General features: G+C 41.3%; 11 protein-coding genes. 6 read left to right on the forward strand and 5 right to left on the reverse strand.

Features of this window, described 5'->3' with window-relative positions; genetic code table 11:
• Window positions 1–120: 120 nt before the first annotated feature.
• A complete protein-coding gene (gene astE / locus HNW13_RS07515) occupies window positions 121–1149 on the reverse strand; it encodes a succinylglutamate desuccinylase (RefSeq protein WP_192114861.1) in 1029 nt (342 codons plus the stop codon).
• Between the two features lie 221 nt (window positions 1150–1370).
• Between astE and msrA the strand changes: the two genes are divergently transcribed.
• Window positions 1371–1850 carry a peptide-methionine (S)-S-oxide reductase MsrA gene (gene msrA, locus HNW13_RS07520; RefSeq protein WP_101088353.1) on the forward strand — a complete coding sequence of 160 codons (480 nt, stop codon included), beginning with the start codon at window positions 1371–1373 and terminating at the stop codon, window positions 1848–1850.
• A 205-nt stretch (window positions 1851–2055) separates the two neighbouring features.
• Complete coding sequence (gene trxB, locus HNW13_RS07525; RefSeq protein ID WP_101088358.1) at window positions 2056–3009, forward strand: thioredoxin-disulfide reductase; 954 nt, start codon at window positions 2056–2058, stop codon at window positions 3007–3009.
• Between the two features lie 63 nt (window positions 3010–3072).
• On the opposite strand, the gene HNW13_RS07530 is transcribed toward trxB, so the two are convergent.
• On the reverse strand, window positions 3073–3633 hold the full coding sequence (locus tag HNW13_RS07530) for a GNAT family N-acetyltransferase (RefSeq protein WP_162023052.1): 561 nt from the start codon (window positions 3631–3633) through the stop codon (window positions 3073–3075).
• A 179-nt stretch (window positions 3634–3812) separates the two neighbouring features.
• Between HNW13_RS07530 and HNW13_RS07535 the strand changes: the two genes are divergently transcribed.
• The 3 genes from HNW13_RS07535 (at window position 3813) to HNW13_RS07545 (ending at window position 11157) form a co-directional block, all read left to right on the forward strand.
• Window positions 3813–5000 (forward strand): efflux RND transporter periplasmic adaptor subunit, encoded by a 1188-nt coding sequence (locus HNW13_RS07535; protein ID WP_059744931.1) that lies wholly within the window; start codon window positions 3813–3815, stop codon window positions 4998–5000.
• Window positions 5001–5005: 5 nt separating this feature from the next.
• Window positions 5006–8191 (forward strand): efflux RND transporter permease subunit, encoded by a 3186-nt coding sequence (locus HNW13_RS07540; RefSeq protein ID WP_192114860.1) that lies wholly within the window; start codon window positions 5006–5008, stop codon window positions 8189–8191.
• A gap of 263 nt (window positions 8192–8454) precedes the next feature.
• Window positions 8455–11157 (forward strand): acetate--CoA ligase family protein, encoded by a 2703-nt coding sequence (locus HNW13_RS07545; RefSeq protein WP_101088362.1) that lies wholly within the window; start codon window positions 8455–8457, stop codon window positions 11155–11157.
• Between the two features lie 196 nt (window positions 11158–11353).
• Here the strand turns inward: HNW13_RS07545 and HNW13_RS07550 are convergent, their stop codons facing one another.
• Window positions 11354–12376 carry a GGDEF domain-containing protein gene (locus HNW13_RS07550; protein ID WP_192114859.1) on the reverse strand — a complete coding sequence of 341 codons (1023 nt, stop codon included), beginning with the start codon at window positions 12374–12376 and terminating at the stop codon, window positions 11354–11356.
• Between the two features lie 398 nt (window positions 12377–12774).
• Between HNW13_RS07550 and eco the strand changes: the two genes are divergently transcribed.
• Complete coding sequence (eco, locus tag HNW13_RS07555; RefSeq protein ID WP_192114858.1) at window positions 12775–13341, forward strand: serine protease inhibitor ecotin; 567 nt, start codon at window positions 12775–12777, stop codon at window positions 13339–13341.
• A gap of 325 nt (window positions 13342–13666) precedes the next feature.
• Here eco and HNW13_RS07560 read toward each other — a convergent pair whose 3' ends face one another.
• Entirely contained in the window at window positions 13667–13942 is a 276-nt protein-coding gene (locus HNW13_RS07560) for a hypothetical protein (protein ID WP_011637386.1), read from the reverse strand.
• Window positions 13939–15948, reverse strand: a complete 2010-nt coding sequence (locus tag HNW13_RS07565) for a RecQ family ATP-dependent DNA helicase (RefSeq protein WP_192114857.1) — start codon at window positions 15946–15948, stop codon at window positions 13939–13941. The genes HNW13_RS07560 and HNW13_RS07565 overlap by 4 nt, the downstream gene beginning before the upstream one ends.

Raw genomic sequence — 15948 nt, forward strand, 5'->3', positions numbered from 1 at the left:
AAACATGGCTCTATTTATACTATGCGAGTAGACATTACGTTAACGTAAACTACCTATCAATACTTACTCTCACTGTAAACGCATTTTACTCGCGATTGACATGTATATATTGCTTTACGACTAGATAATAGTTTCGTTCAACGCGGGTACTAAACATAACACTGTGCGTTGCCCAATGGGCACATTTGCATTGGGAAATACAATGGCTTCTTGTGGGTATTCAACAGTGATTGAATTACCGCCTTCTGTCGCTAACACCTCGCCCTGACTAAAGGCACTGAAGTTTTCTGCATCACCAGCAAAGCTAAATTCAAAATCATCAAAGTGCTTGTTAATAGAGCGCGATACTTTATACAAGTTGACCTTGCTAGGGTCGAACTCAACAGGTGCTAACTCAGTTTCAGTAATCAACATTTCAAGCATAGTTTGAGTTTGTGCAAAACGACTCATGTCGTTTTGGCCAAATGGCATCACTTTACCTAATTCCACTGTAAAAGCATCTGCTTGGAATTGCTCTGACGAATAGTAACTAAACGTTGTTGTTGGTTCGTGGTGAAACAACATAGTATCAACGCCACATGCCGCCAAAAACATAATTTGTTCACCGCTAAAAGCACGGCCAGGACGGTATGGGTATATGGCAAACTTTTCATGCTTAGAAGCACGAATAGCAGTATGTAAGTCGTAATGAATACGTTGATTGTCATTATTGGCATTGAAAAAGTCTGCCACGTATTGCTCTAACGCTTTTGCACGATGACGCTCTGGATGGCTTAAGCCCTCGCCTTTAGAATGCGCGCCACTAAATAGACGATTCATGTTTTCATCAATAAAACGGGTTTTATTGATAATCGCGGCCGGATTACCAATTAAAAACATCACACGCTGCTTGGCAATAATGCGTTGGCTGAGCAAATCTTTAATGAGTTGATTACAGATTTCAATCGGCGCAGTTTCATTACCGTGCACAGCACAAGACAGCACGATATCTTTGGTTGCATTAGCCGGAGTAAATACAATCACTCCCGTATCCCATACATCTACACGGGTATGATCTGCCAACATAAAATCAGATGCTTCAGGTAATTGATTTGGATTGGCTAAGGTATAGGCTAAAAAATCATGGTTTATCATCAGGTCAGATAACACTATCAACTCCTTGTCTCATTATTATATGGCGTAGTTAACTTTGACGTAAAACGATGTTAACTATTACTGCCTATTGTCGCGGATTCTATCATAGCCAAACGCTATTTTATTGGTGGCATATGTTAGATTTATTTATTAATAAAAGTTTGCTTGCAAAACTACACAATATTCAACACAATTGTAGCCATCTAGACTTCTATAATTTGTTTTAAGGGTATGTCATGGCGTTAGCAACATTTGGTGCAGGCTGTTTTTGGGGTGTTGAATATTTTTTCCGTGAAATTAACGGCGTCAGTAACGCAACGTGTGGCTACATGGGTGGCAAAGACAGTGCGACCACATATAAAGAAGTGAAAACGGGTTCAACTGGTCACGCAGAAGTGGTTCAAGTTGAGTTTGATCCAGAAATCGTCAGTTACGACGACTTGTTGGACACTTTTTGGAAAAATCACAACCCAACCATGCTGAATATGCAGGGCGGTGACATTGGTACTCAATATCGCAGCACGATTTTTTTTCACGATAAAGAGCAAAAAGCCCAAGCTGAAAGCTCAAAGCTGGCATTAGCACGAAGCGGTAAATGGGGACAGCGTCATATTGTGACTGAAATTGTACCGATACAAACATTCCACATTGCCGAGGAATACCACCAGAATTATTTAGAAAAAAATAATTTACCAACCTGTCACTTGGTTTACTAAACCTAACAAAAAATCAATCGTTCGTTGAACGACAAGTAACCGTTTCAAGCGAGTTAATGTGTATCATTACCTCACCTGAAACGGAATATTTACACAATAGATTAGCTCAATCGATTTCCTGCACTCAACTTCACTTTACCCGCAGTAGTAAATTCCATACAATCCCATGCAAATTGCTTAAGGCATGTTATCGGAGAACAAAATCATGAGTGAAGCTCGTCACGTTAACCTACTAATTTTAGGTTCTGGCCCTGCTGGCTATACCGCTGCTGTTTATGCTGCGCGTGCAAATTTAAATCCTGTGATGATCACAGGCATGCAGCAAGGTGGTCAATTAACCACTACGACTGAAGTAGAAAACTGGCCAGGCGATGCTGAAGACTTAACTGGTCCAGCATTAATGGAACGCATGCAAAAGCACGCTGAGAAGTTTGATACTGAAATTATTTTTGATCACATCAACGAAGTGACCCTAACTGAGCGACCTTTCCGCTTAAAAGGTGACAACGGCGAGTTTACGTGTGATGCACTCATTATTGCTACTGGCGCATCGGCTAAATATTTAGGCCTCCCGTCTGAAGAAGCATTCATGGGCCGTGGTGTTTCTGCCTGCGCAACATGTGATGGTTTCTTCTATCGTAACCAAAAAGTTGCGGTGGTTGGTGGTGGTAACACTGCAGTTGAAGAAGCACTTTACTTAAGTAATATAGCTTCTGAAGTTCACTTAATTCACCGTCGTGACAGCTTCCGTTCAGAAAAAATTCTGATCAATCGTTTAATGGATAAAGTTGCGAACGGTAATATCATTTTACACCTAGACCAAACACTTGAAGAAGTCACTGGTAACGAGATGGGTGTGACTGGGCTTAAGAAGAAAAGCACTAAAGATGGTTCAGTGACCGATTTAGAAGTCGCTGGTGTGTTTATTGCGATTGGTCACAGCCCTAATACTGGTATTTTTGCTGGTCAATTAGAAATGAATCACGGTTACTTACAAGTAAACAGTGGTTTACAAGGCAATGCGACTCAAACCAGTATTGAAGGTGTTTATGCTTGTGGCGACGTGATGGATCAACATTACCGTCAAGCCATCACTTCTGCCGGTACGGGTTGTATGGCTGCACTTGATGCTGAGCGTTATTTAGACGCTAAAAAGTAATCGACAGTATGTAATACAACAAAAGAGCAGCTCAGGCTGCTTTTTTTATTGCCTTAAAAAACATTACACCGCTTTTTGATAAAACACTGCTTCAGTATCGCCTAAAGGATCGCGGTGAATACTTTTATGTTGAAACGTCATACCGAGTTTTTTCATAATCGCAATTGAGGCAATATTTTCCTCTACTGCTATCGCACTCACATGAGTCACGTCATCAGGCTCACTGACAGCATCCATGACCGCTTTGGCAGCTTCTGTAGCATACCCTTTACCCCAACAAATATGCTTAAACCGCCAACCTAACTCTAAGTTATGCGGTTGTGCTTGGGTAAAAAAGTGCATCGGTCTGACTAATACCCAGCCTAAATACTCGCCGCTTAACCCGTGTTGGTCATTGGCGTCACAATCGAGCGCATGGACTTTCCATAATCCCCAACCTTTTGGCGGATTTAAATATTGAGCCAATCTAGGTAACATGATCGTATCTATCTGATGCTGAGTGGTTTTATTGCCGCCATTAAGAAAGTGCATGACTCGTTCATCTTGGTCTAGTTCAAATAATAGTGCGCTGTCATTAAGAGTCATTAATGACAGTTGTAATCTAGAGGTGTTTTCAATCTGCACAATATCTGTTCCCTAAAGGTTTTATGTCATGAGATCACATGCAAGTAGTTGACACACAAGTTTACACAATGAAACAACAAACACTAAACATATCGATTAACATATACAGTAGAAAAAAGACTATTGGCGGTATGAAATGAACTTACTGCAAAAATATCGGATTATAAAAAGGAAGCATTGTGGCTACTAAAAAACAAATAATATTACCCATCATAGTATTAGGTATTGGAATAGCCGGTTTAGTTGGCATTGCTGCACTAAAAAAACCGCCTGAAGAAAAGCCTGCAGTTGATACCACCCCTTTAGTGTCGGTTGAAGCACTTGAATATAAACCGATGACTTTTTCTGTCAGTTCATACGGTGTTGTCGCGGCAAAATACGACACCGAACTCGTCGCACAAGTCAGTGGTGAAATTATTTATTTAGCCGATAAATTCGTCAAAGGTGGCTTTGTTAAAAAAGGTGATGTTTTAGCTAAAATTGATCCCAGTGACTATGAAGCTGGATTATTAGATGCTCAAGCAAACATCGCCTCGTCTAAAGCCAACATGGTACAAGAACGAGCCAATGCTGAAGTTGCCTTACGTGAATGGGCCGAAATAACCAGCAGTAAGCCAACTGATCTTAGTTTGCGCAAGCCGCAATTAGCACAAGAATTAGCCAAACTAAAAAGTGCTGAAGCGGGTTTATTACGTGCACAACGCGATTTAGAGCGTACGGTTATCCGCGCGCCGTATGATGCACTCATATCCAGCCGTGAAATCGGTTTAGGCGCATACGTCACCACTGGCAGCAAAATTGGTCATGTTTACAATACTGATACAGCAGAAATTCGCTTACCGCTAGCCGATAAAGAAATGCAATATTTGGATAAAAAAGGCACTCATGCTGAAGTACGATTAGCGGGCAACTTTGCCGGAAGCAAACAAGAGTGGATAGGAAAAATTGTTCGCAGTGAAGGCGTGGTAGACAGCAAAAGCCGGATGACATACCTGGTTGCCGAAATAGACGATCCATACGGACTCAATAGCGATAAAAATGAATTACGATTTGGCACCTATGTTACCGCCTATGTTGAAGGCAGTAATGCCGGTAATGTGGCCATTATTCCGCGTCATTTGATTGTAAATGGTTTAGTTGCTGTGATGGATAGCGACAAAACCTTACGCTATAAACCTGTTAACATTATTCGCCAAGAAGGCGCGAATGTCGTGATTTCCGAAGGTCTTGAATCAGGAATGCAAGTAATAACATCAGCGCTTGATTACCCGTTAGAAGGTATGCAACTTGCTCTGCCTGAAGATAAAATCTTACAAGATGAGTCAGTAGAAACAGAACAAACTGAACTTGCGATGGAAGGTAAATAAACATCATGGACGATACTAATAAAGGAATTATCGCCTGGTTTGCCCGCAATAGCGTTGCGGCAAACTTGTTGATGATCATTATCATACTCGGTGGTCTGTTGACCGCCAATACAATCCGTAAACAGTTCTTCCCTGCCGTTGAAGTTAACTGGATTCAATTTAGCGCCGTTTACCCAGGTACTGCACCACAAGAAGTGGAAGAAGGCATTACCATTAAAATTGAACAAGCTTTAGAAAGCGTTCAAGGCTTAAAAAGGGTTATTACCTATTCGAATCGTAATATAGCGCAGGGATATTTTCAGGTTGAAGACTCATACGATCCACAAGTCGTACTTGAAGAGGTTAAGTCTGAAATTGACTCCATCTCAACCTTTCCAGGCGGCATGGAGCCTCCAAAAGTTGAACGGATTAAGTTTCGCCAAGAAGTAATGTATTTAAGCCTTTATGGTGACTTAAATCAAAAACAACTCAAAGATTTAGGCGAGCGCATTAATGATGAAATCATGCAATTGCCTGGGGTCAACATTAGCGAATATTATAGCGGCTTAAGTTATGAAATTGGTATTGAAGTCAGTAAAGACCGTTTACGTGAGTTTGGGATAACGTTTAATGATGTGGCTGAGGCTGTTCGCGGCTATTCACGCAATATGTCTGCAGGCCAAATCAAAGCAGAAAATGGTTACATCAATTTACGCGTTCAGAATCAAGCCTATGTGGGTTACGAGTTTGAACAGCTGCCTTTATTGACACTAGATGATGGTACCAAAATATTATTAGGTGATATTGCCACCGTAAATGATGGCTTTGAAGAAGGTATTCAATACTCTAAATTTAATGGTAAAAATTCAGTTACCTTTTTCATTGGCGCGGGTAAAAATCAAAGTATTACTGATGTGGCAGATACCATTAATAGCTTTGTCGATAAACAGCAAAAAATATTACCACAAGGTGTAAAACTTGAACCTTGGGTAGACATGACTTACTACTTGGATGGCCGTTTACAACTGATGCTCGACAGCATGAAAAGTGGTGCGATATTAGTGTTTATCATGCTGGCTTTGTTCTTGCGAGTTCGATTGGCTTTTTGGGTGATGATGGGGCTGCCTGTATGTTTCCTCGGTACCCTATTGTTTATGCCAATGGCATTTATTGATGTGACCATTAACGTTATCAGCTTGTTCGCCTTTATCTTAGTGCTGGGGATCGTGGTCGACGATGCCATTGTGATGGGCGAAAGTGCCCACAGTGAGTCAGAAGAACACGGCCAAAGTATTGACAGCGTTATCCGTGGCGTTAAAAAAGTCGCTATGCCAGCTACATTCGGGGTACTGACCACGATTGCCGCTTTCCTACCGATAACCATGGACGATGGCCCATCATCAGCATTTGGGCAAGCAATCGGTTTTATCGTTATTTTATGTTTATTGTTTTCATTAATAGAATCAAAGTTGATTTTGCCTGCGCATTTGGCGCACATGAAAAAACCAACCATTGTTAAACCTGGTTCAAAAAATCCATTAGATTGGTTACGTAATGGGGTTAATTTTGTTCAAGGTAAAATTGATCGCGGTTTAACGAAATTTATTAAGTCTATCTATCGCCCTTCCCTTGAATTAGCGGTTGAGTATCGTTACGCAGTCATCATGTTGTTTATTAGCTTGATCTTAGTATGTGTTGGGCTCTATATGGGCGGTTTGGTTCGTTTTATCGGTCAACCAAAAATTCCACACGACTTTCCTCGAGTCACCGTTGAAATGAACGTTGATGCATCAGAAAAATCGACGCTCGCGGCCGCACTGGCCATAGAGCAGACATTATATGATGTTGATAAAAAGATTGAGCAGCAATATGGCCAGAAAATGATTTCTGACATGCAGGTCGATCTTAAAGGGCAAACAACGGCTGAAGTGATGACTAAATTGGTCGATCCATCACTCAGACCAATGGATACCTTTGCTTTAGCAGACTTATGGCGCAAAGCAATGCCACAAATTCCTGGGGTTAAATCGTTTAGCGTTCAAGACAGTTTAATGGGTGGCGGTCGTGAAGACGGTGACATTAGCTTTAGGCTTGAAGGTAAAGATGAAAGTCAGTTGGTTGCAGCGTCATTAGCTCTAAAAGCCAAACTAAATTCACTTAAAGGCGTCAGCGACGTAAACGACAGCCGCCAGTCAAGTGCCAAAGAAGTGCAGTTCCAATTAAAGCCATTGGCCAATGCATTGGGCTTAACCTTAGCCAATATCGCCTCACAGGTGGGTAATAGTTTTTACGGTCTTGAAGCACAACGTATCATTCGTAATGGCGAAGAAATCAAAGTGATGCTGCGCTACCCTGAAGAGCAGCGTAACTCAATTGCATTGGTACAAGATGTGATGATTAACACCCCACAAGGTGCAGAGTTACCCTTATCTGAAGTTGCGGAAATCAAGGTCGTGCAAGGCGTAAACAGTATCCGCCGCGAAAATGGTAACCGAACCATTAACGTGTGGGCCAATGTAGATGCAGATCAAACTGAACCGTTTAAATTGGCTAAAGATATCCGTGATAACTTTATGCCAGAGTTGCTGATTAAGTATCCACGCGTCCACAGTGAAGTGTCTGGTAGTATTCAAGAGCAATTAGACAGCGCCGATACACAAATGCGTGACTTTATTTTATCGCTGTTGCTGATTTATAGCTTGTTGGCTATTCCACTGCGCTCATATATTCAACCTATTATGATTATGTCGGTGATTCCGTTTGGGGTTATCGGTTCCGTAATGGGACACATCATTTTAGGCATCGATTTAAGTGTGCTATCGATGTTTGGTATTATTGCCGCTGCTGGTGTTGTGGTGAATGACTCACTAGTGATGGTGGATTATGTCAATAACTCCCGCAAAGCGGGTGTGCCGATGAAACAAGCCGTGCTCAATGCAGGTTGCCGACGCTTTAGAGCTATCATGCTTACCTCATTGACAACATTCATTGGTCTAGTGCCGATTATGGCTGAGACCAGTATGCAAGCTCAAATGGTAATCCCAATGGCTGTTTCATTAGCGTTTGGGGTGTTGTTTGCGACTGTGGTAACTTTATGTCTCATTCCATGTTTGTATATTGCTATTGAAGACGGTAAAGCATTGATCCGCAAGGTCATCAATATTTACGTCCCTGCTCCTTCGTCTACGATATCTGTATCCGAACAGCATTAAAGCAGCAATAACACCGACAATGACAAAGGGCCTAAATGGCCCTTTTTTATTGCATTTTTATGGCCGAGACAATGCTCTGAAATCGAGTCTATCGATGTTTTTTTTGATGAGATAATTGATTACCAATGATTAAGTGAGTAATTGGTTTTATTCATAAAATGGCCCGTCTGTTAAAATAATCTCTTTATCGTTATTCGATAAAATATTATGCTAATCTAGTGTTAACAACCGTGTTTATTGCCAGCCAGCTAAGGTCACATTTTATGAGTCAACGCAGCATTAATGCACTCTTTAAACCCACTTCGGTGGCAGTCATTGGCGCATCTAACGGCAATAAGCGTGCAGGTAAAGCAATCATGAAAAACCTGCTATCAGGCGGTTTTTCTGGGCCAATAATGCCTGTCACACCCAAATACACCGCAGTAATGGGTGTATTGGCGTACCCCAATATTGAAGCATTACCGATCAAACCTGATTTAGCCATTATTTGCACCAACGCCTTAAGAGTGCCCAGTATTGTTGAACGTTTGGCTCAATTTGGCTGTAAAGTTGCGATTATTATGGCCTCTGGCATGGCATCGCAAACTGACGAGCAAGGTAATAATTTACTTGAACTCACCAAACAATATGCTAAACGATACGGAATGCGCTTATTAGGCCCCAATAGTTTGGGAATGATTTTACCGCCTATTGGACTCAATGCCAGTTTAGCGCACGCAGGAGCCAACGTAGGCAAAATTGCATTTGTGTCGCAATCAGCAGCCATTTGCACCACGGTACTCGATTGGGCCAACAACAAAGGTATTGGCTTTTCGTCGTTTATTTCACTCGGTGATGCCACCGATATCGACTTTGATGAATTACTCGATTATTTAGGCCGCGACAGTAAAACCAGCGCTATCATGCTGTATATCGATTCCATTAACGAAAAACGTCACTTTTTATCTGCCGCTCGCGCTGCCTCACGCAATAAACCCATCTTTGTGATTAAATCAGGTCGCAGCCGTGAAGGTGTGCAAGCCGCAATGCTCCATACTGGTGGTATTGGTGGCAACGATGCCGTTTATGAAGCCGCTTTTAGACGTGCCGGTATGTTAAGAGTAAATGATTTAATTGAATTATTTGCTGCGGTAGAAAGCCTTGCTCATTCGACCCCATTAAAAGGTGAACGATTAGTCATTATGAGTAATGGCGGCGGCCCTGCTGTATTGGCCGCGGATGAGTTGATTATTAAAGGTGGCAAACTGGCACAATTGTCAGAAAAAACCGTCGCTGAACTGAATGCTATTTTACCCAATACTTGGTCACAACAAAATCCTATCGACATGATTGGTGATTCAGACAGCCAACGCTATGCAGATACATTAAAAGTACTTATGAGCAGTAACGATACTGACACTATCTTGGTGCTACATTCACCATCGGTATTAGGTGAAAGTGTTGATATTGCTAACAGTATTATCGACACAATCAATCAACACCCTAACCGCAATAGAATCAATATGCTCACCAATTGGAGCGGTGAAGACTCAGCTTATTTGGCCCGTAAACGGTTTACCAAAGCTGGCATTCCGACCTATCGAACCCCTGAAGGTGCCGTAAGAGCATTTATGCACATGGTCGAATACCGTCGTAACCAAAAGCTACTCCAAGAAGTACCGCAGTCGATACCTGATAATATTCCGACTGACAGCAAAGCGGCACGACTATTATTACAACGCGCTTTGGATAATGGTCAAACAGTGGTTGAAACCCATCAAGCCGTGGATATTTTGCGGGCTTACGGACTCAACACTATTGAAACTCGATTTGTAAAAGATGTTGATGAAGCGGTTAATGTCGCCAACCAGGTCGGTTATCCTGTGGCGTTAAAAGTGCAATCACCAGACTTGTTGTATAAATCTGATGTGCACGGTGTAGTGCTAAATTTAGCCTCTGATGAAGATGTCAGTCACGCCGCCCACTCTATTATTGACCGGGTGCATCAAACTAATCCTTCAGCCAAAATTGACGGATTAATTATTCAAAAAATGGCATTAACCGCAGGTGCACAAGAAATTAGGGTGTCGGTAATTAATGACCCAGTATTTGGTCCGGCAATCTGTTTAGGTGAAGGTGGATCCGAATGGGACCCAACACGCGACGCTGCGGTTGCACTGCCACCGTTAAACATGGCACTGGCTCGTTATATGGTGATTCAAGCACTTAAAACCCATAAGCTGCGAGACCGTCATTTGCCACTCGGTCTAGACATGAATGCTTTATGCGTGATGCTGACTCAAATATCTCACTTAATTATTGATTGTCCTGAAATTGCCGAAGTAGACATTAATCCTGTTTTGGCCGCGGGTGAGAAAATAACCTTGTTAGATGTCAATATGCGGCTTCATGCCACCCCGCAAGACAACATTAACCGTTTAGCGATTTTGCCCTATCCAAAAGAATTAGAACAAACTACCACGTTAAAAAATGGTCTTGAGATAATGTTACGGCCTATTTTGCCAGAAGATGAGCCTAAACACTTAGATTTTGATAATTCGTTAAGTGATGAAGACAGATACAAGCGCTATTTTGGAGTGCGATCACGCATGACCCATGAAGAAATGGCAGTATTAACGCAAATTGATTATTCGCGTGAGATGGCATTTATTGCGACGACAATGACAGAGGATGGTGAAGAGCTAACGTTAGGGGCTGTGAGAGCGTCTATCGACCCAGATAATACCGAAGCCGAGTTTGCTATGGCGGTTCGCAGTAATTATCAAGGGATTGGCTTAGGCAAGTTATTACTGGAAAAACTGATTGCTTACTATAAAACCAACAATACACTGTATTTAACGGGCTTTACCATGTTTGAAAACCGCAGTATGGCCAACCTCGCCAAGTCACTTGGGTTTACCGTATCATTTGATATGGAAGAACATTTGATAAAGATGCACATGGATTTACAACCTAAAGCGCAATAACATTTTGGTTGTGTTAAATGTAATCAACAGCAGATAAACATAAGCCCACATGGGTCAACCGCTAAAAAGTTGATTCGTTGTGGGCTTAACGTTTTTAAATCAAACATTGGTTACCGAAACATTGGTTACTGCAAACATTTGTTACAGTAAACAAGCAAATTAAAAGAGCATCACACCGTAAAACCACCGATTAATGTTAACCAAATTTGACGCAATTTTTGCCGGCAGCTTTTGCAATATAAAGTTGTTCGTCAGCCCGCGATAATAAGGTATCTACATCATCACCCGTTTGAATAGTGGCTACTCCAATAGAAACGGTAATATGCCCCAGGTTTTGTTTCTTTTCTTTACCGATAGAAAGCTGTTTTAATGCAATTCTTTCACGTATTTTTTCCGCCACGTTTACGGCATCGATAAGCTTGGCATTGGGTAACATTACCACAAACTCTTCACCACCATAGCGAGCAACCAAATCATCGCCTTTAACAGTATTTTTCATGGCTAAAGCCACATAAGCCAACACTTTATCGCCAATTAAGTGGCCAAAAGTATCATTAAACATCTTAAAATTATCAATATCAATCATCAACAAACTGCATACCGTTTGAGTGTCGACAAACTTGGTCATCTGCTCTGCGGCAAACAGCTCATAAGAGCGGCGGTTCTTTAACGATGTAAGTTCATCCGTCATAGCCACTTTACTCAAATTTTCCATTTCGTCTTTAAGGTTAGCAACTTCTTCAGATAATGACTCGAGACTCGCAGACATTTGGCGATTATTAGCAATGACTTGATCAACTTCGGCGGCAATGGAACCAACGATAAGATTGAGCTCATCAGCATTAGGATTTGTTTGCAGCTTTTCGCCAAATTGATTGAGGTTAGATGAAAAAGATTCCGTGCCAACATTTAACTGCTCAATCTTATTAAGTAAGCTGTTAATCAGAATTTGAGTTTCGATTTGGACGTTTTCAATAATTTCTGGTGATTGTTCTTCAATAAATCGATTGTATAAACCTAAATTAACTTCGGGAGTAAATTGAACACCATTAGCAATTAAACCGTCAATTGCGCGTTTTAGATTAAGGTTACTCTCAGCAAAATAATCAAACCAAATAGCATAGTTTTCTGGCGTGACAGGAATAGCTAAGTCTGCCATTTTAGGTAACGCTAAATGCAGTATATGCGAGGTTTGTTCAAGATTTTGGGTATTATGCATCGAAGGCGATACCTTATTAATAAATACAATGTGTCAAAGGTTATCAGTATGTTATGTCATACTTATGAACTAAACTCAATTATTGATGTTGTCCAATAAACAAGCGTAAATAAAAAATAATCATTTTAACCCTTTTCATGCCAAGCAGCGTTTACACTAACTAACTCATACAACTCTGACGAAAGAGCGAGTAAATAAGGTTAAGCTGGATTGTTTGATGCCAAACCTGCTATGAATTATATGCACAAGGCAATTGGTAAGTAAAAGACGATTTGGCCTCTTTTTCTGGGATTAATTGTGAGAAGTACACACTATACCTTAGCGTTTGTGTGTGCATACGAACAATACAATGCCGTTTTATGCGAGATGGTATTACATGTATTTTAAAAGGACAGAATATGAAACGAATCAGTGTTACTGATACCATAAAATTCGTGATGACGGTTACGGTCATCTGTGCCGGTGTCATCTCGTTTGGATCGCGAGCTACCAGTCCCGTTGACAATCATTATCTGAACACCCTGAAAATTAACACTACGGTTATGGATGTCAGTCAATATCAGCCGCAACGAGCCAGTAAAATGTATCCTGCCCCCACTGAGGGCATGGTACAACATGTACTGACCTTGCCTGAACTGAAAAATGAGCAAGATTACATGTTTGAAGTGCAAATAGGTCAAAATCAAATCGTCGATTGTAATAAGACCAAGCTCATCGGTGACATTGACAAAGTATCATTAGCCGGCTGGGGATATGTCTATTACCTAGTCGAAAAAGTGATGCAAGGTCCGACAACCAAAATGATGTGCACTAACGCTAAATCAGCTGAGTTTATCGTGCTTAATGAAGCACTGACATTACGCTATGACAGCCGTCAACCTAAAGTGTTTTATTTACCCGAAGGCACCGACTTACGATATAGAGTGTGGAAAACTGCGAGCGAGTTTGTGTTTAGTGGCCAATAATGATTAGACGCAAAGAGTTTATCTTTATTCTCGGGCTACCTTGTTAATCTGTTGACGATTTATGGGTATTTGATTTGGGTTACTTGAACCCTGCCTAACGGCCAATGTGGTTGGCGGTGGCAAGCGCAATGACGTTAGTCGAGCAGATTGATGCGGGAGATGATACTACACTTGTACAATGGCTAAGCGACGATATTGCCATGCTTGGAAACGTGATATGAAAATGGCACATCAATTGTTGAATCACATTGAGAAAAGCTCAAATGATCCACTCTTAATACTCAGCACACCGAGACAATCGTGTGCTGAGCTTAATCGATTAGAATTAGTAACGGCGAACCCTAACCACTTGCATTATTTCAATTTCAAATCCACCTACGACTTCTTTTGCCGGGTAGTAAATTAAATTGACTTTATGATCTAACAAACTCTTGAAACGCTGAGGTCGCTTGTATTTAAATGGCACATCGCAATCTTTAATCATTAACGTTTGAACCACCCATTCTCCAACTTGCCGTTGAATATGGGACACCACCGTCACGCCTTCACTTTGTATTAACTCACCGTGTCGCTCTAACAGTATTTTAGGAACCGGTTTCATGAATTTACCTTCTTAACAGTATCCAGAATATCTTGATATCGATAAGCACTAAAACGTCCAAAGCCATCTAGTTGTTTAACTTTCAAACGACTAAACATTGGCATTATCATACCAGCAAGAAATTTAGCCTGCGTGGCAATGGTTGGAGTGGGTAACGATTTTGCTCGAGCCACTAAAATTAACGGTTCAAGCAATGTTGTCACTGTGGCCGAGTCTGGTAACGGAGCCACAGCCTGTTTGGATAAGACGGCAATTTGCCCACGACAAACGCTGCAGTGACCACATACTTGTGGCACCGAGTGGTCATCAAAATAGTGAGCTAAATTTGCACTTAAACAACGATCAAGTTCAAAAAAATCGACTAGCTTACCAATCCGCACAATCTCTTTATGTTCATTCTCACTAAAATATTGACTGAGTTGCTGGGTCAATTGTTGTAATTGCTGCGGTGTCGCTAATGCCTGCTGTTGTACATCATACACTTGAGTGATTTTTTTTGTCTCAAGAATTATCAAATTCTGTTCAGCTAAATAGTCTAATGCCGCAACAACTCGTTGTCGTTCACAACCATGTTGTTGATATAAACTGTCAAAATCAAGTTGTCCCCACACCTTTTTAAACTGCGTATGGGCAAATACCTGACTCAAGAATTGCTGGCGCTGATCGTTAAACCGACTGAGGATGGCTTGCTGGTCTTCCACAAACCGATATTTAAATTCAGCAAAATAAGCATAGCTTGGGCGGATCACGCCTAAAAGTTCTAACTGCACAAATAATGTTTTCAACGGCAATGAACGAATATTACATGCTGTGGACAATGGCGTTTCTTGTACTTCCCAGCGACCACTTTCGGTTTCAGCTGCAATAATGCCTAATAATTGACCTATATTATCTGCTTCAGGTGTATCACCGTAAACAAAATTTTCAACAGTATTTAATCCGTCTAAATTTGCTAACGTCACACAATGGGCTAGCAAACCATCACGCCCTGCTCGACCGATTTCTTGGCTGTAATTTTCAATCGACTTAGGTAAATCAAAATGGATAACAAATCGAATATCGGATTTATCAATGCCCATGCCAAAAGCGATAGTCGCCACTATCACTTGAATGTGGTTCTGCATAAATTGTTGTTGAATATGTTGTCGAACAGTTTGATCCATACCTGCATGGTACGCAGCAGCATTGATCCCTTGACTGATTAAATGCGCAGCAACGTCCTCAGCGGTTTTCTGTAGGGTTACATATACTATGCCAGCACCTTGATAGTTTTTAACGGTATACGCGAGCTGAGTGAGCTTTTGTTGCTGATTAACCGCGACAACAGACAAATCTAAATTCGGCCGATAAAAACCGGTTTGCACCACCTGCTCTGGTATCAAACCAAAACGTTTAGCCATATCCAATTTAACTTGCTCAGTTGCCGTCGCTGTTAATAACAAACTTTGAGGGATTGAAAATTCTTGGCAATATTGAGGGATTTTTAAGTAATCAGGCCTGAAATTGTGTCCCCATTCTGAAATACAATGCGCTTCATCAACCACCAGCAACGAAATAGGGACTGACTTAAGAAATTGCCTAAAACGCTCATTTTTAAAACGCTCAACTGACACCATTAAAATTCGTGTACGTTGATCTCGTACATCGCGCATCACTTGTTGCGTTTGTTCATAAGTTAAACTTGAATCAATACTGGCGGCGGCGATGCCTTTACTGGCTAAAAATGCCAGCTGATCTTTCATTAAAGCCAGCAAAGGCGAAATAACTAAGGTTAGGTTGGGTAACTGTTGGGCACAAAACTGATAACACAAGGACTTACCTGAACCCGTAGGAAATATAGCTAACGCAGAATGACCGGCCAAAATGGTTTCAATAACGGCTTGTTGGCCTTCTCTGAACTCAGTAAAACCAAATTGTTGCTGCAACAATTGGTGTAGCGTCTGTTGATCGAAAAATGTTGGAGCGGCGTCAGAAGTTGCTGCGTCACTATATGCTGAGGGAGTCAT

Origin of the sequence: Shewanella sp. BF02_Schw (assembly GCF_014596695.2) — a bacterium.
Taxonomy (GTDB): Bacteria; Pseudomonadota; Gammaproteobacteria; order Enterobacterales; family Shewanellaceae; genus Shewanella.